The 20,922-nt window shown below is 64.9% G+C and carries 20 protein-coding genes and 1 pseudogene; 10 read left to right on the top strand and 11 right to left on the bottom strand.

All coding sequences use genetic code 11. The features are described 5' to 3' along the window. The first annotated feature begins 572 nt into the window (after nt 1-572). Together ASF61_RS01440 and ASF61_RS01435 are read left to right on the top strand one after the other, a co-directional pair. Nucleotides 573-1,844, top strand: coding sequence for a hypothetical protein (locus tag ASF61_RS01440; RefSeq protein WP_056150410.1), 1,272 nt, complete (start codon nt 573-575; stop codon nt 1,842-1,844). Nucleotides 1,845-1,940: 96 nt separating this feature from the next. Beyond that, nucleotides 1,941-2,453 (top strand): YggT family protein, encoded by a 513-nt coding sequence (locus ASF61_RS01435; RefSeq protein ID WP_056150408.1) that lies wholly within the window; start codon nt 1,941-1,943, stop codon nt 2,451-2,453. Between the two features lie 70 nt (nt 2,454-2,523). On the opposite strand, the gene ASF61_RS01430 is transcribed toward ASF61_RS01435, so the two are convergent. From ASF61_RS01430 to ASF61_RS01395, 9 genes and pseudogenes are all read right to left on the bottom strand, one after another. Then, nucleotides 2,524-3,462: a carbohydrate kinase family protein gene (locus tag ASF61_RS01430; protein WP_056150405.1), complete on the bottom strand. Its 939-nt coding sequence runs from the start codon at nt 3,460-3,462 to the stop codon at nt 2,524-2,526. A gap of 8 nt (nt 3,463-3,470) precedes the next feature. Continuing rightward, nucleotides 3,471-4,679 carry a DUF3426 domain-containing protein gene (locus tag ASF61_RS01425; RefSeq protein WP_229205694.1) on the bottom strand — a complete coding sequence of 403 codons (1,209 nt, stop codon included), beginning with the start codon at nt 4,677-4,679 and terminating at the stop codon, nt 3,471-3,473. A gap of 339 nt (nt 4,680-5,018) precedes the next feature. Then, nucleotides 5,019-5,087: pseudogene (locus ASF61_RS24300) on the bottom strand (MJ0042-type zinc finger domain-containing protein); the annotation flags it as partial. 9 nt (nt 5,088-5,096) lie between these two features. Next, nucleotides 5,097-6,029, bottom strand: a complete 933-nt coding sequence (gene prmA, locus ASF61_RS01420) for a 50S ribosomal protein L11 methyltransferase (RefSeq protein ID WP_056150401.1) — start codon at nt 6,027-6,029, stop codon at nt 5,097-5,099. After that, nucleotides 6,026-7,411, bottom strand: coding sequence for an acetyl-CoA carboxylase biotin carboxylase subunit (accC, locus tag ASF61_RS01415; RefSeq protein ID WP_056150399.1), 1,386 nt, complete (start codon nt 7,409-7,411; stop codon nt 6,026-6,028). The genes prmA and accC overlap by 4 nt, the downstream gene beginning before the upstream one ends. 119 nt (nt 7,412-7,530) lie before the next feature. Next, nucleotides 7,531-7,998, bottom strand: coding sequence for an acetyl-CoA carboxylase biotin carboxyl carrier protein (gene accB, locus ASF61_RS01410; RefSeq protein ID WP_056150397.1), 468 nt, complete (start codon nt 7,996-7,998; stop codon nt 7,531-7,533). Nucleotides 7,999-8,085: 87 nt separating this feature from the next. After that, a complete protein-coding gene (aroQ, locus tag ASF61_RS01405; RefSeq protein ID WP_056150395.1) occupies nt 8,086-8,523 on the bottom strand; it encodes a type II 3-dehydroquinate dehydratase in 438 nt (145 codons plus the stop codon). Nucleotides 8,524-8,616: 93 nt separating this feature from the next. After that, a complete protein-coding gene (locus tag ASF61_RS01400; RefSeq protein WP_056150393.1) occupies nt 8,617-9,162 on the bottom strand; it encodes a TlpA disulfide reductase family protein in 546 nt (181 codons plus the stop codon). Continuing rightward, nucleotides 9,155-9,796: a hypothetical protein gene (locus ASF61_RS01395; RefSeq protein WP_056151189.1), complete on the bottom strand. Its 642-nt coding sequence runs from the start codon at nt 9,794-9,796 to the stop codon at nt 9,155-9,157. The genes ASF61_RS01400 and ASF61_RS01395 overlap by 8 nt, the downstream gene beginning before the upstream one ends. Nucleotides 9,797-9,905: 109 nt before the next feature. On the opposite strand from ASF61_RS01395, the gene mpl reads away from it, so the two are divergent. The 8 genes from mpl to corA all read left to right on the top strand — a co-directional run bounded on the left by mpl (nt 9,906) and on the right by corA (nt 18,233). Then, a complete protein-coding gene (gene mpl / locus ASF61_RS01390; protein ID WP_082491148.1) occupies nt 9,906-11,270 on the top strand; it encodes a UDP-N-acetylmuramate:L-alanyl-gamma-D-glutamyl-meso-diaminopimelate ligase in 1,365 nt (454 codons plus the stop codon). Then, a complete protein-coding gene (locus tag ASF61_RS01385; RefSeq protein WP_056150390.1) occupies nt 11,267-11,845 on the top strand; it encodes a YqiA/YcfP family alpha/beta fold hydrolase in 579 nt (192 codons plus the stop codon). Before mpl ends, ASF61_RS01385 begins: the two co-directional genes overlap by 4 nt. Beyond that, the gene (locus ASF61_RS01380; RefSeq protein WP_082491147.1) at nt 11,842-12,444 is read left to right on the top strand and encodes a chorismate lyase; all 603 of its coding nucleotides are present in this window, start codon (nt 11,842-11,844) and stop codon (nt 12,442-12,444) included. The genes ASF61_RS01385 and ASF61_RS01380 overlap by 4 nt, the downstream gene beginning before the upstream one ends. Next, entirely contained in the window at nt 12,441-14,576 is a 2,136-nt protein-coding gene (locus ASF61_RS01375; protein ID WP_082491146.1) for a ribonuclease catalytic domain-containing protein, read from the top strand. Before ASF61_RS01380 ends, ASF61_RS01375 begins: the two co-directional genes overlap by 4 nt. 127 nt (nt 14,577-14,703) lie before the next feature. Further along, entirely contained in the window at nt 14,704-15,591 is an 888-nt protein-coding gene (locus tag ASF61_RS01370) for an energy transducer TonB (protein ID WP_056150388.1), read from the top strand. Between the two features lie 2 nt (nt 15,592-15,593). Next, on the top strand, nt 15,594-16,433 hold the full coding sequence (gene aroE / locus ASF61_RS01365) for a shikimate dehydrogenase (protein ID WP_056150386.1): 840 nt from the start codon (nt 15,594-15,596) through the stop codon (nt 16,431-16,433). Beyond that, the gene (gene mtgA / locus ASF61_RS01360) at nt 16,430-17,167 is read left to right on the top strand and encodes a monofunctional biosynthetic peptidoglycan transglycosylase (RefSeq protein ID WP_056150384.1); all 738 of its coding nucleotides are present in this window, start codon (nt 16,430-16,432) and stop codon (nt 17,165-17,167) included. Before aroE ends, mtgA begins: the two co-directional genes overlap by 4 nt. A 100-nt stretch (nt 17,168-17,267) precedes the next feature. After that, the gene (gene corA, locus ASF61_RS01355; protein ID WP_056150383.1) at nt 17,268-18,233 is read left to right on the top strand and encodes a magnesium/cobalt transporter CorA; all 966 of its coding nucleotides are present in this window, start codon (nt 17,268-17,270) and stop codon (nt 18,231-18,233) included. A 4-nt stretch (nt 18,234-18,237) separates the two neighbouring features. Here corA and ASF61_RS01350 read toward each other — a convergent pair whose 3' ends face one another. After that, nucleotides 18,238-19,860, bottom strand: coding sequence for a methyl-accepting chemotaxis protein (locus ASF61_RS01350; RefSeq protein WP_056150381.1), 1,623 nt, complete (start codon nt 19,858-19,860; stop codon nt 18,238-18,240). Nucleotides 19,861-20,063: 203 nt separating this feature from the next. Then, the gene (locus ASF61_RS01345) at nt 20,064-20,819 is read right to left on the bottom strand and encodes a GAF domain-containing protein (protein WP_056150380.1); all 756 of its coding nucleotides are present in this window, start codon (nt 20,817-20,819) and stop codon (nt 20,064-20,066) included. Nucleotides 20,820-20,922 lie beyond the last annotated feature (103 nt).

The following is a 20,922-nucleotide window of genomic DNA, read 5'->3' as shown; positions in this document are numbered from 1 at the left end:
GCAGCCGATGCGGGGCGACGGCGCGGTATGACGAACGCGCAGCGCGGCACGTATGTGAAATGCCGAGCATATGAACCAAAAAAGCCGGCGATTCGCTGCCGTGCTGGTTGCGCACCGATAAGGTTTTCGTGTACTTTACGAACATGAAAAAGCGTGTATGTAAATACCGACTGCACGACAGCGATACGGGACACCGATTCACATTTATGCACAAGACCACGCCGTTTTCGAACAACCGTCTTGCCTGACCGGGTTCAGGCCGGGCGGTTTTTTGTTTGAATCGACAGCGATGGTGGCTGCGACGAAGGTCATGGAGCTGAGCATACGCCCGACCTGCCGCACACGTCGCAACAAGATTTTATGCTGCACGCCGTACCTGCCATGGACGGCGCCAGCTTGATGGCTGAAGCGCTGCACTTGTGAGGAGATGCAGCAGTTCAGCTAGTGCCGAATTCATTAGCGCAACCGCCATCGTTTGCGCCGATGAATAATTCGCCTGGCCCAATCCGGGGTCGGACGGGTTTTAAATCTTGTATGTGAATTTTCCCATCCCCGATGAAGGAGAACTAGTTATGGCATCCGCCGCAAAGAAACCAGCAGTAAAGAAGCCGGCAGCTAAAGCCGCCGCCACCACCACCACCACGGCCAAAAAGCCGGCCGCCGCCAAGGCCGCCGCTGCCAAGCCAGCCGCCAAGGCAGCAGCGAAGCCTGTCGCGAAAAAAGCCGTCGCCGCCAAGCCAGCAGCGAAGGCCGCACCAAAAGCCGCAACCAAAGCCGCCGCCAAGCCAGCCGCCAAGGCAGCACCGAAGGCCGCCGCCAAGCCAGTCGCGAAGAAAGCTGCAGCCGCCAAGCCAGCAGTGAAGGCCGCCACCAAGGCCGCAGCAAAACCGGCAGCCAAGAAAACCACCGCCGCCAAGCCGGCTGCGAAGAGCACCGCCAAAGCTGCACCGAAAACCGCGACCAAGACCGCCACCAAGACCACCGCCAAGACCACCGCCACCAAGACCACCGCCGCCAAACCGGTAGCGAAAAAGGCAGCTGCCAAGCCGGCCGCTAAAAAGGTCGCCGCCAAATCGACTGCCAAGCCAGCCGCCAAGTCGGCAGCGAAACCAGCCGCCAAGACCACCGCCAAAGCCACCACCAAGGCCGCCGCCAAGCCAGCCGCTAAAACTGCATCGAAGGCAGCTGCCAAGCCGGCCGCCAAGACTGCAGCGAAGACCGCGACCAAGCCAGCCGCCAAAGCTGCACCGAAGACCGCCGCCAAGGCAGCACCGAAGGCCGCCACCAAGGCAGCACCTAAGGCTGCAAGCAAGACCGCAAGCAAGACCGCAAGCAAGGCCGCACCGAAGGCCGCCGCCAAGACCGCGACCAAGACCGCTGCCAAGCCAGCCGCCAAAAAAGCAGCCGCCGCCAAACCAGCAGTAAAAGCAGCAGCCAAACCGGCTGCAAAGGCTGCGGCTAAGCCAGCAGCAAAAAAGCCGGTTGAGGCTGCAGCGAAACCAGCTGCCAAGCCAGCTGCAAAAACCGCCGCCGCCAAGCCTGCTGCAAAAAGCACCGCCGCCAAGCCTGCTGCAAAAAGCACCGCAGTAAAAAATGCCGCTGCAAAACCGGCCACCGCAGCAGCGCCTGCCGCAGCAGCACCAGCCGCAGCGCCAGCCGCATCGGCATCGGCACCGGCAGCACCGGCAGTGAAGAAAGCCGCTGCGCCTAAAAAGCCTGCCGCGCCGAAGGAAGCTGCCGTCAAGCCGGCTGCCGCACCGGCCGCCACGCCTGCGCCGGCCGCCAAAACCGTGCTGGCCCCAGCCGCCGCATGGCCGTTCCCCACCAGCACCCGTCCTTCCTGATCGAAGACTTCCGCTGAGGCAATCGGGCCGCTGTGTGAGACAATCACACAGCGGCTTTTTTATTGGAGGAACCCCGTGCTTTTAACTATAGTGAAGTTGATTGTCGACGCCATCGCGGTACTGCTCGGTTCGGCATTGCTGCTGCGTTTCTGGATGCAGGCGATCCGCGTGCGCCCGCCGGCACAGGTGGCGCAATTCACGTTCCAGTTGTCGGACTGGCTGGTGCGCCCGCTGCGGCGCGTGGTGCCGGGCATGGGGGGCTACGACTGGGCCAGCCTGATCGGCGCCTTCCTGGTCGTGCTGCTGGCAACTTCGGTGTTCTTCCTGGCCGGCTGGGGTGTGCAGCTGGTGCTGCTGGCAGCGTTCGAACGCTTCCTGTCGTGGATACTGTACGGTTTCATGGCGCTGCTGGTGATCGAGGTGATCTTCAGCTGGATCAATCCGCATGCGCCGCTGGCGCCGTTCGTGCGCGCGCTCAACGAGCCGCTGCTGCGTCCGATCCGCAAGGTGGTGCCGCCGATCGGCAATCTCGACCTGTCGGTGCTGGTGGCGCTGATCCTGCTGCAGATCGCGCAGCTGCTGCTGGGCCTGGCCTTCAACGGCCGCTGACCGGGCGCCCATGAAAAAAGCCCGCGCCCGGTGCAGACCGGCGCGGGCTTTTTGACGTCGCTGCGCAAGCTCAGTAGCGGTAGCCGAACGCCGCTTCGAACTGGTCGGCGATCTCGGCTGCAGTCGGGCTGTGGTTCTGGGCGCCCTTGCTGGCGATCTTGATCGCGCCGAGCAGGCTGGCCAGGCGGCCCGTGGTGTCCCAGGTCCAGCCGCGGGTGATGCCGAACAGCAGACCGGCGCGATAGGCATCGCCGCAGCCGGTCGGGTCCAGCACTGCGGTGGCGGGCACGGCCGGGATATCGATGCGCTCACCGTTGGTGTAAATTTCCGAACCCTGTTCGCCGCGGGTGATGATCAGCGCATCGACGCGGCTGGCGATGTCGGCCACGCTCAGGCCGGTGCGCTCGGTCAGCAGTTCGATTTCATAGTCGTTGGTGGTGACATAGGTGGCCTGGTCGATGAAGGCGGTCAGTTCCTGGCCGTTGAACATCGGCAGCTGCTGGCCCGGGTCGAAGATGAACGGGATGTTCAGGCTGACCAGATCGGCTGCGTGCTTTTGCATGCCCAGGTGGCCATCGGGCGAAATGATGGCCAGCGCGGCCGGACCGGCCTTGGCGATCTCGTTCTCGTGCGCGTACGACATGGCGCCCGGGTGGAAGGCGTTGATCTGGTTGCCGTCCTGGTCGGCCGTGACGAAGCACTGGGCGTTGTAGGCATCTTCCTTGATCAGGATGTTGTCGGCCGGGATGCCGAGCCTGGCCAGGCGCGCCATGTAGGCGGCGTTATCCTGGCCCATCACGCCGACGATGCGCGGATCGCCGCCCAGCAGCTTGAGGTTGTAGGCGATATTGCCGGCGCAGCCACCGAACTCGGTGCGCATGGACGGCGCCAGGAACGACACATTGACCTTGTGCAGCTGGTCGGCCAGCAGGATGCTGTCGAAGCGGCCCGGGAAGTGCAGGATGGTGTCGATCGCGAGCGAGCCGCAAATCAGGGAGGTCTGGGTCATGATGTTCTTTATGGGTAGAAGACTGCGATGTGGTAGCCCGACGCGCGGGACTGTTTCAATTCAAAGTAGAGTTTGACAGGTTGTTCGCTGCGTGCGGGAAAACCCTGGGCGATATCGACCCCGGGATCGAGATAATCGCGTGGCGCGAACACCCGGCGCAACACCGTCTTGTCGTTGGCGTCGTCCAGCACCAGTTCGATGTGCGGCCAGGCCTGGGCCGTGCCGCTGCTGTTCTTGAGCGCGGTGGCAAACGAAAAGGTGTTCTCGCTCAGGGTTTGCAGTTCGCCCTGTTCGATGGCCAGCGCGTCGATCTGCGACGGCAGCTCCACCTTGCAACCCAGCGTCTTGCAGGCCGCCACCAGCGCCGGCTTGAGCGACGGCATGGCCGCTGCCAGCGGATTGCGGAACGTGGTCAGGCCCTGCGCCACCAGTGCGCCCACCATCAGCACGATGCCGATGCACAGGGCAACGGTGGTGGTGCGGCCATAGCGCTCGCGGTGGCGTTCGCGCTTGACGAAGCCCGGTTCGTCGTCGGCTTGCGGGGGCGTCAGCTGATCCGCGCTGTGGTCCATATCGTGGTCCGTGCCCTGGTGCGCGCCTGCGGCCGCCGTCCCGGCCGCCATGGACGGCTCCAGGCTGTGGCGCTCTGCCACGGGCGCGGCGATCAGCAGCTCGGTGCTGTGGAACTCGGGCCCGTAGTAACGGTCTTCGGGCGGCGCCGACGCGGTGCGCAGCAGCGTGTGGCTGGGCGGAATATCGTCGGCCGCGGCGCGGCCGGCTGCCAGTTGCAGCAGCGCCTGCTCGTCTTCTTCGTCGAGTTCGTCGGGCCGGCGGGTTTCCGCCACGTCATCGAGCGTGGGTTCGCGCCGCGCGTCGCCACGCCGCGCGTCGCCACGCCGCGCGTCGCCACGCCGCGCATCGCCGCGTGGCGCCACCGTCGCGGCAGCTGCGGCGGTCAGCGCAGGCGCCGGCTGGGCGGCAGCCATGCGCGCGTCCAGCGCTGCCAGTTCGGCTTCGATGGCAGCCTGCAGCTCCGCCTCGGACAGCGTGTCGCCGGCAAGCAGCTGCGGTGCGCCAGCGTCGGTGAACGGTGCGGCAGTTGGCGCCGGCCCCAGCGCCGGATCGGGCGGCAGGGCTGGTACAGACGCTGACGGTGGTTCGGGCAGTGGTGCCGGTTCGGGGAAGGAGACGCTCTCAGCCTCGGTGTCGGGCTTCAACTCGGGCTTAAACTCGGGTGCAGACTCGGGCTTAAACTCGGGTGCAGACTCGGGCTTAAATTCGGGCTCAAACTGGGACTCAAACTCGGGCTTCAACTCGGACTGAAGCTCTGGGATATTGTCGGGCTCGGTCGTTGGCTCGGGTTCCGGTTCGGTCGCTGGCGCGGGTTCCGCCGCCTTGTCAGTCTGCAGGTCGGCATCCGCTGCAGCCCGGCCTACCTGAACCGGCTCGGCCACCGGAGGCTGTTCGACCACCGGCACCGGCGCCAGCGGCTCCAGCAACGCTGCGTTGCCGTCGAAAACCTGGTTGCAGGCGCCGCAGCGCACTATGCCCCCACGTAACTTCAGCTGGTCTTGGGCGACCCGAAATATCGTGTTGCAGTGGGGGCATTTGGTGGCAAGCGCCATGGGGCTCGCTTAACGCGCGGCGGGAACCACGTCACTGCCGAGGCGGCCGTGCAGGGCGACCCAGCCATCCTGTTCGGCCCAGACGCCAAGCTTGATGAACGGCGCGTAGGCGGCCGCGACTTCCTCGGCCTGGCGCGCCAGCACGCCGGACAGGATCAGCGCGCCACCGGGGGCGACACGGCCCGACAGCATCGGCGCCATCAGCTTCAGGGGACTCGACAGGATATTCGCTACCACGATGTCGAACTTCTGCTCGGCGTGCGCCGACTGCGCGAAGGTGTCGGGCAGGAAGTAGGCGATCTCGCAGTGGTTGCGCTGGGCATTGTCGGCCGCCGATTCGATCGCTTGCGGATCGATGTCCACGCCCACCACCTGGCCGGCGCCGACCTTCTTGGCCACCATGGCCAGGATGCCGGAACCGCAGCCGTAGTCGAGCACGGTCTTGCCGGGCGCCGGATGCGCTTCCAGCCATTCCATGCACAGGCGCGTGGTCGGATGGCTGCCGGTGCCGAAGGCCAGGCCCGGATCGAGTTCCAGGATCAGGGCGTCCGGGTCCGGGGCTTCGTGCCAGCTCGGCACGACCCAGATGTTCTTGCCGATGTGGATGGGGGCGAACTGCGACTGCGTCAGGCGCACCCAGTCCTGGTTTTCCACGGTACGGGTGGTAAATTTGGGCAGCGATGCCAGGCCGATCTGGCCGGCGGCCGCTGCCACGATCACGGCCTGGTCGTCCGCTTCGTCGGTCAGCGCCACCACGCGGCTGTGGTCCCAGGCCGCTTCGGCCGGTTCCATGCCGGGCTCGCCGAACAGGGGCTTCTCGGCGTCGGTGCCTTCGTCGGCATCCTCGACGGACACCGACAGGGCGCCGACGTCCATCAGCGCTTCGGACAGGGCTTCGGCGTGTTCGCGCGCAACCTCGATGACGATTTCGGTCCAGCTCATTGCGGTGCTTTCGGGTTCAGGCTCAGCTTGTTCAGTTCCGGCATGTCGGCCAGCTTGTGCTCGAGGTAGTGGATGTTGGTGCCGCCTTCGATGAAGCGTGCGTCGATCATCAGCTCGCGGTGCAGCGGGATGTTGGTCGAAATGCCTTCCACCACCATTTCCGACAGCGCGATCTGCATGCGGCGGATCGCCTGCTCGCGGGTGGCGCCGTAGGTGATGACCTTGCCGATCATCGAGTCGTAGTGCGGCGGCACGTAGTAGCCGGCGTACGAGTGCGAATCGACGCGCACGCCGGGACCGCCCGGCACGTGCCACGACGTGATGCGGCCTGGCGACGGCGTGAACTTGAACGGGTCTTCGGCATTGATGCGGCACTCGATGGCGTGGCCCGACAGCATGACGTCGCGCTGGCGGAAGCGCAGCTTCTCGCCGCAGGCGATGCGGATCTGCTCCTGCACGATGTCGATGCCGGTGATCATTTCGGTGACCGGGTGCTCGACCTGCACGCGGGTGTTCATCTCGATGAAATAGAACTCGCCGTTTTCATACAGGAATTCGAACGTGCCGGCGCCACGGTAGCCGATCTTGCGGCAGGCTTCGGCGCAGCGGTCGCCGATCTTTTCGATCAGCTTGCGCGGGATGCCCGGCGCCGGCGCTTCCTCGATCACCTTCTGGTGGCGGCGCTGCATCGAGCAGTCGCGTTCGCCCAGCCAGACGGCGTTCTTGTGTTCGTCGGCGAGGATCTGGATTTCCACGTGGCGCGGATTTTCCAGGTACTTCTCCATGTACACTTCCGGGTTGCCGAACGCGGTGCCCGCTTCGGTCTTGGTCATGGCCACGGCATTGATCAGCGCCGCTTCCGTGTGCACCACGCGCATGCCGCGTCCGCCGCCGCCGCCGGCCGCCTTGATGATGACCGGGTAGCCGATCTTGCGGGCAATCTGCACGATCGCTTTCGGGTCGTCGGGCAGCGCACCTTCCGAGCCCGGCACGCACGGCACGCCAGCCTTGATCATGGTTTGCTTGGCCGATACCTTGTCGCCCATGATGCGGATCGATTCCGAACGCGGACCGATGAACACGAAGCCCGATTTCTCCACGCGCTCGGCGAAGTCGGCGTTTTCCGACAGGAAGCCGTAACCGGGGTGGATCGCTTCGGCGTCGGTCACTTCGGCTGCGCTGATAATGGCCGGCATGTTCAGGTAGCTGAGCGACGATGGCGCCGGGCCGATACAGACCGACTCGTCGGCCAGCTTCACGTACTTGGCGTCCTTGTCCGCTTCCGAGTGGACCACGACCGTCTTGATGCCCAGTTCGCGGCAGGCGCGCTGGATGCGGAGGGCAATTTCGCCACGATTGGCAATGAGGATTTTTTCAAACATGGTAGGTTCGCGTATTTCTGTGATCACCGGCTGACGGCCGGACACATCAAGTAAGGAGGGGATGCGGAAGATGGCGCGCCCGGTGCCGGCAGTGCGGCGGCCCGGGCCCTGGAGCCGTCTTAGCCTATCACAAACAGCGGTTGGCCGAACTCGACCGGCTGGCCGTTCTCGACCAGGATCTGGGTGATCGTGCCGGCTTTGTCGGCATCGATTTCGTTGAGCAGCTTCATCGCTTCGATGATGCACAGGGTGTCGCCTTCCTTGACGGTGGCGCCCACTTCGACAAAGGCCGGCGAACCGGGCGCCGACGAACGGTAGAAGGTGCCGACCATCGGCGACTTGACGATGTGGCCGGTCGGCTCGGCGGCCACGGCCGGTGCAGCAGCAGCTGCGACCGGGGCGGCCGCTGGCGCCGGCGCTGCCTGGTACTGAGGAATGCCTTGCGGCGGCATCATCACCATCTGGTTTTGCGGCATGGCCGACGATTTGACGATGCGGACCTTGCTTTCGCCTTCGGTCACTTCGAGCTCTGCGATATCGGATTCTGCGACCAAATCAATCAAGGTCTTCAGCTTGCGTAGATCCATGTAACCCCCAGGTATATCTTGTTTTTAAGTGATGGCGGCGCTGCCTGTTAGGCGGAGCCGCGTTAAATTGCACGCAGATCGCGTAGATTATCGCTTTTTAAGAACGAAGTCGATGGCAAACCGATATCCTTCGATACCGAGTCCGCAGATCGTGCCGCACGCGATCGCGCTCAGGAATGAGTGGTGGCGAAACGCCTCGCGCTGGTAAATATTTGACAAATGCACTTCCACGAACGGGATGGCGACCCCCGCCAGGGCGTCGCGCAGCGCCACGCTGGTGTGCGTCAGTCCGCCCGGGTTGATCACGATGGCCTCCACGCCCTCGCCACGGGCGGCGTGGATGCGGTCGATCAGCGCACCTTCGTGATTGCTCTGAAAGCAGGCCAGGCTGGCGCCAGCCGCCTGCGCCTGGGCCTGCGCTGCCTGTTCGACCTCGGCCAGGGTGGTGGCGCCATAAATCTCCGGCTCCCGGGTGCCCAGCAAATTCAGGTTGGGACCGTTCAGGAGGAGGAGTTTTTTTGCCATGTTCGTGACCGTTTTCCGCGAAAGTTTCGCATTTTGCCGCCAAGTGCGGGCATTGGCAAGAGAAAAAAATACGCGTGCGCAGCGGCTGTCCGCTTACAGCGTTGCCAAATCCTTGTGCAGTTCGTCAAACTTCAGCTTGCCCAGATAAGTCTTCCTGACCTGGCCGTCGGCGCCGATCAACACCGTAAATGGCAGGCCGCCGTTGACATTGCCGAACTGGCGCGAGAGGTCGGTGCCGCTCATGCCGGCCACCAGCACCGGGTAGGTGATCTTATATTTGGCGCTAAATTCGGCGATATTGCTTGGCGAATCGATGCCGATTCCGATAACTTGCAGCTTCCTGCCCGCTTCTCCCGCAGACAGCCGGGACAGCTCCGGCATTTCCTGTACGCACGGTGCGCACCAGGTCGCCCAGAAATTGACCAGCATGGCCTTGCCCTGGTACTGGGCCAGCGCCGTCGGCTTGCCGGCCGCGTCGGGCATGGTTTGCGCCAGCAGCGTGTGTACCGGACCGGTCACGCCTGCCGGCGCGGTGGCGGTAACGGGCGCGGCGTTCTGTTTTTTCATACCGACATAGGCGCCGGAAGCGGCAAACAGCAGGGCCACGCCGGCATAGACGGCAAGATGTTTTTTATTCATGGACAGGGTAGGAGGTGGTAGGGGTGTTCGTGGAGTGCAGCAGGGCGCGCACGGCAGCGATGTCGGCGCGCTGCGCCTTGTCGCCGCGCGCCTTGACCGCGCCGCGCAAATCGTCAAGCTCGTACAGTTCCGCATGCACGCCTTCCTGGCGCCAGAGAAAACTCACGGTCTCGACCGGCTCGTAGCGCGGTCCCTTGAAATGGGGCGACTCCGATATCTCGATCTGGACCTCGCGGTTGAGCAGGAAAATCTCGACTTCCTTGGCGCTGTCGGCAAACAGCTGTAAATGGATGTCGTCGTGCGGGCCGGCAGTCCCGCCGAGCACGGCGCCGGTCAGGAACGGGTTGAACTGGGCCAGCTGCTCCATCACTTCCACGGCCAGCGTGCGCAGCCGGAACAGCCGCGCCGGCTGGGTGTCGGCGTGGAACAGCGACTGGTACACGCGCACTTCCGCTTCGATCTGGGCGTTATCGGGCAACACATGGGCCGGTACTTGCTGGTCGCCCATGACTTGCCGGGCAGCCTTGCGCTTGGCCGTGCCATAGTCGGCGCCGTCGCCGGCGATCAGGCGCGCGGCCGCCGCGGCGATTTGCGCGCGCAGCAGCTGGACTTCATCGATCATATTGGGCGTCATGGACGAGATCATACCCTGATCCGGGAAAGAGGCGCCGGCTCGGGTAAAATCGCGTATTTGACCGCTTCCGCGACGGCATGGTCGATCACGTTCCCACGGTTTTATTTCTATGCACATACATATACTCGGCATCTGCGGCACCTTCATGGGCGGCCTGGCGGTCCTGGCAAAAGAGGCGGGCCACCGCGTCACCGGCTGCGACGCCAACGTCTATCCTCCGATGAGCACGCAGCTGGAAGCGCAAGGCATCGAGTTGATCCAGGGTTTCGGGCCCGAACAGACTGCGCTGGCACCCGACCTGTACGTGGTCGGCAACGTGGTCTCGCGCGGCAATCCCCTGATGGAAGAAATCCTCAACCGCGGCCTGCCCTATGTGTCGGGGCCGCAGTGGATGGGCGAACATATATTAAGAGACCGCTGGGTGCTGGCCGTGGCCGGCACGCACGGCAAGACCACCACCAGCGCCATGCTGACCTGGATCCTCGAAGACGCCGGCTACGCGCCAGGCTTCCTGATCGGCGGCGTGCCGCGCAACTTCGGCGTCTCGGCCCGCATCCAGGGCGACAAGGAATCGGTGTTCTTCGTGATCGAGGCAGACGAGTACGACACCGCCTTCTTCGACAAGCGCAGCAAGTTCGTCCACTACCACGCCAAGACCGCCATCCTCAACAACCTCGAATACGATCACGCCGACATCTTCCCCGACCTGGCTGCCATCGAGACCCAGTTCCACCACCTGGTGCGCACCGTGCCCGGCATCGGCCGCGTGATCTACAACGCCAACGAAGAGTCGCTGGCGCGCGTGCTGCAGCGCGGCTGCTGGAGCGAGCGCGAACACTTCGGCCGCGCCGAGGGCGCCGACTGGTCGCTGGTCGAACACGGCGACGGCAGCTTCGACGTGATCTTCAACGGTGAGCAAGCCGGCCACGTGGCCTGGCAGCTGACCGGCCGCCACAACCGCGCGAACGCGCTGGCCGCGATTGCCGCCGCCCGCCATGTGGGCGTGCCGGTGGCGCAGGCTGCGCAATCGCTGGCCACGTTCGAGAACGTCAAGCGCCGCATGGAAGTGCGCGGCGTGGTGCGCGACGTGACGGTCTACGACGATTTTGCCCACCACCCGACCGCGATTGCCACCACCGTCGGCGGCCTGCGCCAGAAGCTCGGCAACGGCCAGCGCATCCTGGCCGTGCTGGAGCCGCGCTCGAACACGATGAAGCTGGGCGCCATGAAGGAGGCGCTGCCGGGCAGCCTGGCCGAGGCCGACCTGGTGTTCGGCTTCGGCAGCGCCGCTGCGCTGGGCTGGAGCCTGGGCGAGGCGCTGTCCCCGCTCGGCGACAAGGCCAGCGCCTTCGACGACCTCGACGCCTTGGTGGCGGCCGTGGCGCAGGCTGCGCGGCCGGGCGACCACGTGATCGTGATGAGCAACGGCGGCTTCGGCGGCGTTCACGCAAAACTGCTGAAAGCGCTCGCATGATCCTGTACCTGCACGGTTTCCGGTCGTCGCCGCAGTCGATGAAGGCGCGCATCATGGCCGCCCGCGTGGCCGAGCTCGGCTTGTCCGACCAGCTGCTCAGCCCGCAGCTGCCGGCCTCGCCCAAGCTGGCGATCGACCTGGCGCTGTCGCTGGTGGCCGGCGTGCCGGCCGAGCAGCTGGCCATCGTCGGCTCGTCGCTCGGTGGTTACTATGCCACCTGGCTGGCCGAGCGTCTCGGCTGCCGCGCAGTGCTGCTCAATCCGGCCATCGTGCCGCTGCAGGACCTCGACCGTCACGTGGGCGTGAGCACGCACTACCACTCCGACGAGCCGTTCGAGTTCAAGCGCGCATACATCGATGAATTGCGGGCGCTGGCGGTGGACCGCATCACCCGTCCCGAACGGTATTTCCTGATCGCTGCCACCGGCGACGAAGTGCTGGACTACCGCGACATGGTCAAGCATTATGCGGGCGCGCGCCAGCACGTGATCGATGGCAGCGACCATGGCATCGCCGAGTTTGCCGACTATGCGGACACGGTGCTGGCGTTTTGCGGCGTCCAGGCGGCAGCGTGAGCGCGCAGCGCTGCGCGCGTGGTGCGTCGCTGCGCCTGGCGCTGTGGCGGCCGCAACTGTTTTTCCCGGAGGCGCCGGCGCCGCTGCGCGACTGGCTGACCACGGCCGGTTCGCTCACGGCCAGGTTGAAAGCGCACAGCCACGCGTTTCGCGTCCAGTGCCTGCACCAGCGTCCGGCCACCTGCCTGGCGGACGAGGTAGCAGCCCTCGATCTGCCCAGGCAGGGCAGGGTATGGGAAAGGGAAGTGCTGCTGCGGTGTGATCATACGGCGGCAGTGTTTGCGCACACGGTGGTGCCGTTGACGGCCACGGCCAGCGACTGGCCGCTGTTCGGTGCGCTGGGCGAGCGCTCGCTGGGCACCACGCTGTTCGGCGATCCGCTGGTGCGGCGCAGCGTGCTGGAATTTGCAAGATTGCGGGAAGGACATCCGCTGGCGCTGAGGGCGCGGTCGGCCCTGGGGGCAGAGGCGGCGCTGACCGACATATTATATGCACGACGCTGTCTCTATCGGCGCCGGCGCGGTACCCTGCTGGTGACGGAAGTGTTTTTGCCTTCCGTGCTGGAACTGAAACAAGTCACTATAAAGAACGAGCAATGAATTTATTTTTCGAAGAGTCGGGCGATTTCAAGGTCGGTGCCATCATGTCGCAGGCAGGCGAGGCCTACCAGGTGGAGATGGCCAGCGGCAAGCGCACCAAGGTCAAGATCAAGGACGTGCTGCTGCAATACGAAAAGCCGTCGCCGACCGACTTGCTGGACCAGGCCAAGGCCGTGTCCGCCGACATCGATCTCGACTTCCTGTGGGAAGTGGCCGGGGAAGAGGAATTCGGTTTTGCCGAGCTGGGCGCCGAGTACTTCGGCCATGCGCCGCTGCCGGCCGAAGCGGCCGGCCTGATCCTCTCCCTGCATTCGGCGCCGATCTATTTCTACAAGAAGGGCCGTGGCCGCTACAAGGCGGCGCCCGAGCAGTCGCTGCGCGCCGCCCAGGCCGGCATCGAGAAAAAGAAACAGCAGGCCGTGATCCAGGCCCAGTACGTGGAGGAACTGAAAGCCGGCAAGCTGCCGGCAGCGATGCAGCCGATCGTGCTGCAGCTGCTGTTCAAGCCGGACAAGAACGGCATCGAATACAAGGCGCTCGATGCGGCCTGCAGCGAACTGCAGACCAACCCGCAGCGCCTGATGCTGGACGTGGGCGGCATCGCCTCGCCCAAGGACTTCCACATGGCCAGGTTCCTGTTCGAGAACTTCCCGCGCGGCGCCGGTTTCCCCGACGTTCCGGTGCCGCTGCCGCCGACCGGTTTGCCGGTGGCCGACGTGCAGGCGTTCTCGATCGACGATGTCACCACCACCGAGATCGACGATGCATTCTCGGTCACCCGCCTGGACGATGGCAAGGTCCGGATCGGCATCCACATCGCCGCGCCGGGCCTGGCCATCAAGCCCGACGACGCCGTGGACAAGCTGGCGCGCGCGCGCATGTCCACCGTGTATATGCCAGGCGACAAGATCACCATGCTGCCCGACAGCGTGGTCGACGCCTTCACGCTGGCCGAGGGCAAGACCTGCCCGGCGCTGTCGCTGTACGCGACCCTCGATCCGGCCGACTGGTCGGTGCTGGCCACCGACACCCGCGCCGAGATGGTGCCGATCGCCAATAACCTGCGCCACAACGACCTCGACGACCTGGTCAACGAGGAAACGCTGGCCAGCGGCGCCGGCGACTATCCGCACAAGGAAGCGCTGGGCCTGATCTGGCAATGGGCGCAGGTGCTGGAAGCGGCGCGCATGGTCAAGCGCGAAGCGTTCGGCCTGAAACCGGAGCAGAACAACCGCGTCGATTTCAATTTTTACGTGGAAGACGACGTGGTCACGGTCAGCCGCCGCAAGCGCGGCGCGCCACTCGACAAGATCGTGGCCGAGCTGATGATCTTTGCCAACAGCACCTGGGGCAAGCTGATGCACGACTGCGGCGTGCCCGGCATCTATCGCAGCCAGGGCCAGGGCGTGGGCGGCTGGGCTGCCAAGATGCAGGTGCGCATGCTCACGCACGCGGCGCCGCACCAGGGCCTGGGCGTGGACCAGTATGCGTGGAGCACCTCGCCGCTGCGCCGCTATACCGACCTGGTCAACCAGTGGCAGATCCTGGCCTGCGCCGAGAAGGGCGTGACCGCGCCGCTGGTCGCCAAGTTCAAGCACAAGGATGCGGCGCTGTTTGCCATCGTCTCGCAATTCGATGCCGCGTATGCGGCGTATGGCGACCACCAGGCTAACATGGAACGCTACTGGTGCCTGCGCTGGCTGGGCCAGGAAAACGCGCGCCAGGTCGATGCCGTGGTGCTCAAGGACGAAGTGCTGCGCCTGGCGGACCTGCCGCTGATCATCCGCCTGCCCGGCATGCCGTCGGTAGCGCGCGGCGCCCAGGTCCGGCTCGATATCCTGCGCTGGGACGAGCTGGAACTGACGATCGAAGCGCGCCTGCTTGAAATCCCGGCAGCAGTGCCTGCTGGGACCGAGGCAGACTTCGACGAGGAACTGGACCTGCCGGAAGAGGCGGTCGATGCGCCGGAAGTGGCGGCGGAGGTCGAGGCGGAAGCAGGGGCGGAGGTGGACGCTGATGCTGACACCGATGCTGAGACCGACACCGATACTGACACGGGTGCTGATGTCGACACCGATGCTGATGCCGCCGACACGGATGCCGACACCGACACCGACACCGACGATCGGTAGCCTGCCGCACCAATAGCACCATTGTCTTCTGGTCCGTCATTCCCGCCTTCGCGGGAATGACGGCGTTAGCGCCAGCGGATTGTTTTAACGTAAAATTGCCCAATCCAATCCATCTCTTCGGCACCGCGTGAAGTCATTCCAGCAAAATCGCTTCCTGTACACCGCCATCGGCGTCTCGCTGCTGGCGCATGGCGTGTTGCTGGCCGTGCGCTTCGTGGCGCCGCCGCCGAACCCGGTCAAGCCGACCGATCCCGGGCTGGAAGTCATCCTCGTCAATGCCAAGCACAAGAATGCGCCGCTCAAGGCCGAGGCGCTGGCCCAGGCCAACCTGGACGGTGGCGGCACGGTGGACAAGGGACGGTCCAAGTCGCCGCTGCCCGATATGCGCAAGATGGAGACCGGCGACAGCATCGTTGCCACCCAGCGCCGCATCGCCGCGCTGGAAGAGCAGCAGCGCAACCTGCTCAACCAGGTCAAGCGCAAGCAACCGTTCAACGTGCCCAAGGTGACCGAAGACGCCAAGCCCGATCCGCTGGCCAGCGGCGCCGACCTGCTCGAGTCGAGCAAGGCGATCGCGCGCCGCGCCGCCGAGATCAGCGAGACCATCGAAGACCAGAACAAGCGGCCGCGCAAGACCTTCCTCAGTCCCAGCACGCGCGGCGTCGGTTACGCCATGTATTACAAGACCCTGCAAAAGCGCATCGAGGACGTGGGCACGCTGAACTTCCCGCAAAAAAACGGCCGCAAGCTGTACGGCCAGCTGGTGCTGTCGATCCCGGTGTTCCAGGACGGCACCATCTACGACAAGGAAGGCGGTATCGAAGTGACCACCAGTTCGAAGAACCCGGCGCTGGACCGGGCGGCGATCGACATCGTCCGCCGCGCCGCGCCGTTCGGCAAGTTCCCGGCCAATATGCGCTCGACCGACCGCGACGACCTGTGGGTCATCATCACCACCTTCCGCTTCACCCGCGACGATAAACTGGAAGCCGACATGCTCGGCGGAGCACAATAATAATGACAGCCATTCCGGCACCGGCCGACCGCTACTGCGTGTTCGGCAACCCGATTGCCCATAGCAAGTCCCCCGAGATCCACGCCGCCTTTGCGGCCCAGACCGGCCACGCCGTGGCGTACGAAAAACGGCTGGCGCCGCTCGACGGCTTTGCCGCTGCCGTTCACGCCTTCATCGCCGAAGGCGGACGCGGCGCCAACGTCACCGTGCCATTCAAGCTCGAGGCCGTGAAAGTGGCGCAGGCGCTGACCGTCCGCGCCCAGGCTGCCGGCGCCGTCAATACCTTGCACTTCACCGACGACGGCATCATCGGCGACAACACCGACGGCGCCGGCCTGGTGGCCGATATCGTCAACAATGCCGGCGTGCCGGTTGCCGGCCGGCGCGTGCTGCTGCTGGGCGCCGGCGGCGCCGCGCGCGGCGCGGTGCTGCCGCTGCTCGAACACCGTCCCGCGCAACTGGTGATCGCCAATCGCACGGTCGCCACCGCGCAGGCGCTGGCCGGGCAGTTTGCCGCCCTCGGCGGCGCCGGCGTGGTGTCGGCCTGCGGTTACGCCGATCTTGCGGGTGAATTCGACCTGGTGATCAACGCCACCGCGGCCAGCCTCGGCGCCGAATTGCCGCCGGTACCGGCGACCGTGTTCGCACCGGGCGCGCTGGCGCTGGACATGATGTATGGCAAGGAGCCGACCGTGTTCCTGCAGTTCGCGGCCCGCCACGGCGCCACCGTGCGCGACGGCCTGGGCATGCTGGTGGAGCAGGCGGCCGAAGCGTTTGCCCTGTGGCGCGGCATTCACCCCGACACCGCGCCGGTGCTGCAGTCCTTGCGCGAGCAGCGATGAGGGCGGCCAAGCAGTCGCCCAGGAAGCCGGCCGTGCGCAGCGGCAGCCGCTTCGGCTGGGTCAAGTGGGTAGTCATCGTGCCGCTGCTGCTGGTGCTGTGCGTGCAGCTGTATTTCTTCCTGCAGATCTGGTGGTGGGTGGACCACAATCCGGGCATGACCAGCTTCATGCGCGCGCAGCAGTCGGCCCTGCGCGAGAAGGATCCGAAAGCGGAAATCCGCCAGACCTGGGTGCCGTACAACCGCATCTCGAACAATCTCAAGCGCGCCATCATCGCCTCCGAAGACGCCAATTTCGCCGAGCACGAGGGCGTGGACTGGGAAGCGATGCAAAAGGCCTACGAGAAAAACAGCAAGAAGCGCAAGGTGGTGGCGGGCGGCTCGACGATCACCCAGCAGCTGGCCAAGAACCTGTTCCTGTCCGGCTCGCGCAGCTATGTGCGCAAGGGCCAGGAACTGGTGATCACGTACATGCTCGAAATGCTGATGGACAAGCAGCGCATCTATGAAATCTACCTGAACGTGGTGGAATTCGGCACCGGCACCTTCGGCGCGGAAGCGGCGTCGCGCCATTACTACCGCACCAGCGCGGCCAGCCTCAGCGCCGGCCAGGCGGCCCGGCTGGCCGTGATGCTGCCCAATCCGCGCTACTACGACAAGCACCGCGACACCAGCTACCTGAACCGCCGCACAGCCACCATCCTGGCCCGCATGAATGCCGTCGAGGTGCCATAGCAGCCGTCTGGATTGAAAATCTGCCCGATCAGGAGGGCAGGCTGGCTTAGCCGGCATCTTTCCGGGTACACTTGCGCTGTTTCCAGAAGGCTCCTCACCCATGATCAATGTTTTCGTACTCCAGAATGGCCGGCTCAACCAGGTACCGATCGACACGCGCGAAGATCTCGTCAACGCCGAGCCGGTGTGGGTGGACCTGACCGACCCCACCGACGACGAGCGGGCATGGGTGCGCACCATCTACGGCGTGACGCTGCCGGGCGAGGACGAGGTCAAGGACATCGAAGCGTCGGCCCGTTACTACGAGGCGGAAAACGGTGACCTGCACCTGCGTACCGACTTCCTGCTAGAAGAAGACGACGGCCCGTCACGCGTGGTCACGGTGGCCTTCATCTTGGCGCGCAAGATGCTGTTCTCGGTGCATACCGACGACTTGCCCGTGTTCCGCCTGGTGCGCATGCGCGCGCGCTCGCGGCCCGGCTCGATCGGCGATTACATGGACGTGCTGCTGGACCTGTACGCGACCGACGCCGAATATTCGGCCGATGCGCTCGAAGGCATTTATCTGAGCCTGGAAGAGGTGAGCGGCCGCGTGCTGCAGAAGCACTTCACCGACGACGATGCGGCAGCCGCGCTGAACTCGATCGCGCGCGAGGAGGACTTGAACGGCCGCATCCGCCGCAACATGATGGACACCCGGCGCGCGGTCAGTTTCCTGATGCGCGGGCGCCTGCTCAACGCCGACCAGTTCGAGGATGCGCGCCAGATTCTGCGCGACATCGAATCGCTCGATGGCCACACGTCCTTCCTGTTCGACAAGATCAACTTCCTGATGGACGCCACGGTCGGCTTCATCAACATCAACCAGAACAAGATCATCAAGATCTTCTCGGTGGCCAGCGTGGCCTTCCTGCCGCCGACGCTGATCGCCTCGATTTACGGCATGAACTTCAAGTGGCTGCCCGAACTCGAGTGGCGCGCCGGCTATCCGTTCGCGCTGCTGCTGATGGTCACCAGCGCCATCGCGCCGTTCTGGTACTTCCGCCGGCGCGGCTGGCTCAAATAAGACCTTAGTTGCGGGCCAGGCGCAGGCTGCCGGTCCGCTGCGCTGGCGCGGTGCGCTGCGGCGCCTGCCGTGCGACGGCGCTCTCGTGCCCGAGCTTGAACACGCCGACCACTTCCGTCAGTGCCGACGCCTGCTGGTCGAGCGCATGGGCAGCGGCGGCCGCTTCTTCGACCAGTGCCGAGTTCTGCTGGGTCATGCCATCCATCTCGCCGATGGCGCCATTGACCTGTTCGATGCCGATGCTCTGCTCGGCGCTGGCCACGCTGATCTCGCTCATGATCTCGGTCACGCGCTTGACGCTGCTGACCACCTCCTGCATCGTGGTGCCGGCTTTCGAGACCAGTTCGGTGCCGCTGCCCACCTTGCTTACCGAATCGTCGATCAGCGCCTTGATTTCCTTGGCGGCCGAGGCCGAGCGCTGGGCCAGGTTGCGCACTTCGCTGGCCACCACGGCAAACCCGCGGCCCTGTTCGCCGGCGCGGGCCGCTTCCACGGCCGCGTTCAGCGCCAGGATGTTGGTCTGGAACGCGATGCCGTCGATCACCGAGATGATGTCGACGATCTTCTTCGACGATTCGTTGATCGATTCCATGGTCTCGGTCACCTGCTGCATCACCGCGCCACCGTGTTCGGACACCGACGAGGCGGTCTGCGCCAGGGTGTTGGCTTGCTGGGCATTGCTGGCGTTCTGGCGCACGGTCGAGGTCAGCTCTTCCATGGCGGTGGCCACTTTTTCCAGCGAGGAGGCCTGGTGCGCAGTACGGTTCGACATGTCTTCATTGCCCGCCGCAATCTCACCGGAGGCCGTGTTGATCTCGACCGTGCCTTCGCGGACCTTGCCCACGATGGCGGCCAGACTGTCGCGCATGCTCTTGATTTCATACAGCAGGCTGTCCTGGTCGCCAGGCTTGACATCGACCTCCACGGCCAGGTCGCCATGGGCGATCTTGCCGGCGATTTCGGTGGCGTACGCAGGTTCGCCGCCCAGCTGGCGCAGCAGCACATGCTTGATCAGCCAGGTAATGGCGATGCTCAGCACAAACGCCGTCGCGGCCAGTACCACGACCCAGAAGCGGGCGCTTTCTGCGCGCTGTTCCGACAGCTCGCTGGCCACGCCGGCTTCTTTCTGGGCTGCCTTGACCAGCACCGCCATGTCGGCCACGATCTGGCGCCGCAGCGGGCTGCACTCGTTGACCAGGAACTGTCCGTAGGCTTCCATCTCGTCGGCCTCGCGGAACTTGCGCGGCTTGTCCAGTTCCTTGGCCATCGCCAGCAGGCCGGTGCGCACCTTGTCGAACTGGGGGTTGCCGGCATAGTAAGGAGTCAGCTGTTCGAGCGCTTTCAGGTAGATGGCCCGCTGCTCGTCGAGGATGGCCAGTTCCTTGCTGGCCTGGGCCTTGTCGATGTAGGCGTTGCGGGCGGACAGGCCGGTTTGCGCCAGCGCTTCGCGCGCCTCCACCAGCGGCGCCAGGTGATCGGTATTGATGCGTTCCTGCTGCTTGAAGGCGGCGCTGATCGCGCTCACGCCAAAGATGGCGACCGCGGCCAGCAGCACCATCAGCGCCGTGACCATGCCGAACCCCAGCGACAACTGGGTACCGATGTTAAGTTTTTTAAATGCGTTCATGATGATCTTCCTGGAAACGTTCGACGTTTCCACAGGCAGCGTGCAGCGTGGGAAACGATACCGCTAAGCGGCGACTAGGGTGGTGCTACTCCGGTGAGTAACGGTGTGGCAGTCGCGAACTCTGGGCGGCGCCGGGAACTACGTGGTGCTAAGCATTGCGGCATGCTGGCGGAGGTGAGGCCGGCATGCCATGGGATCGGGTGTCAGGGGCGCGTTCGGCGCTGGATTTCTTCCGAGGCGATATCGGCCAGTTCGCGCAGGGCACGGATTTCGCGATCGCGCAGGCGGCGCGGTTCGCGGTCCAGCACGCACAAAGTGCCGAGCGGCAGCTGGTCGTTGTCGTACAGCGGGAAGGCGGCATAAAAGCGGATATGTGGCGCACCGGTCACATGCGGGCTGTCCTGGAAGCGCGGATCGCGCGCCGCATCCTCCACCATGAACAGGCCATCCTGCAAGATCGCGTGGCTGCAAAACGCCCAGTCGCGCGGCGTCTCCACGGCGTCCACCCCGACGCGCGACTTGAACCACAGCCGCTCCGCAGTCGCCAGACTGATCAGTGCCATCGGCGAGTCGGTCATCTGGCTGGCCAGCCAGGTCAGGCGGTCGAACACCGATTCGGCAGGCGTATCGACCAGCCCGGTAGCGTCCAGCGCCAGCAGGCGCCGGGCTTCGTCATGCGAGACCGGGTAGGCAGCCGTGGCGGCAGGCAGGAATTCTGCATGGCTGGCCGTCGCTGGCACAGGGCGCGGCGCCGCGACCGGCATGGCTGCCGGCGCTGCCAGGCCGCGCTGCTCCATCAGGCGTTTGACCGCCGAAAGGCGCACGCGGCGGTGTCCGCCCGGCGTTTTCCACGACGGAATCGCACCATTCTCGATCCACAGCTGCGCCGTGCTCACGGCCACGCCCAGCAACTCGGCGGTCGCGCGGGTGGTCAGGACAGAATCTTTACTGTTAGGCATCTGGTCTCTCGGAAGGGCGGGCCGGCGTGCAGCCAATGGAAAACAGTGTACTGTAATTTCTACATGGAAACAAAAGAATTTGACGAAAATGACGTTTTTATGT

The sequence above is a fragment of the Duganella sp. Leaf126 genome (genome assembly GCF_001423125.1).
In the GTDB taxonomy this organism is placed as follows: domain Bacteria; phylum Pseudomonadota; class Gammaproteobacteria; order Burkholderiales; family Burkholderiaceae_D; genus Rugamonas.
This window is presented reverse-complemented; position numbering and strand designations above follow the sequence as displayed.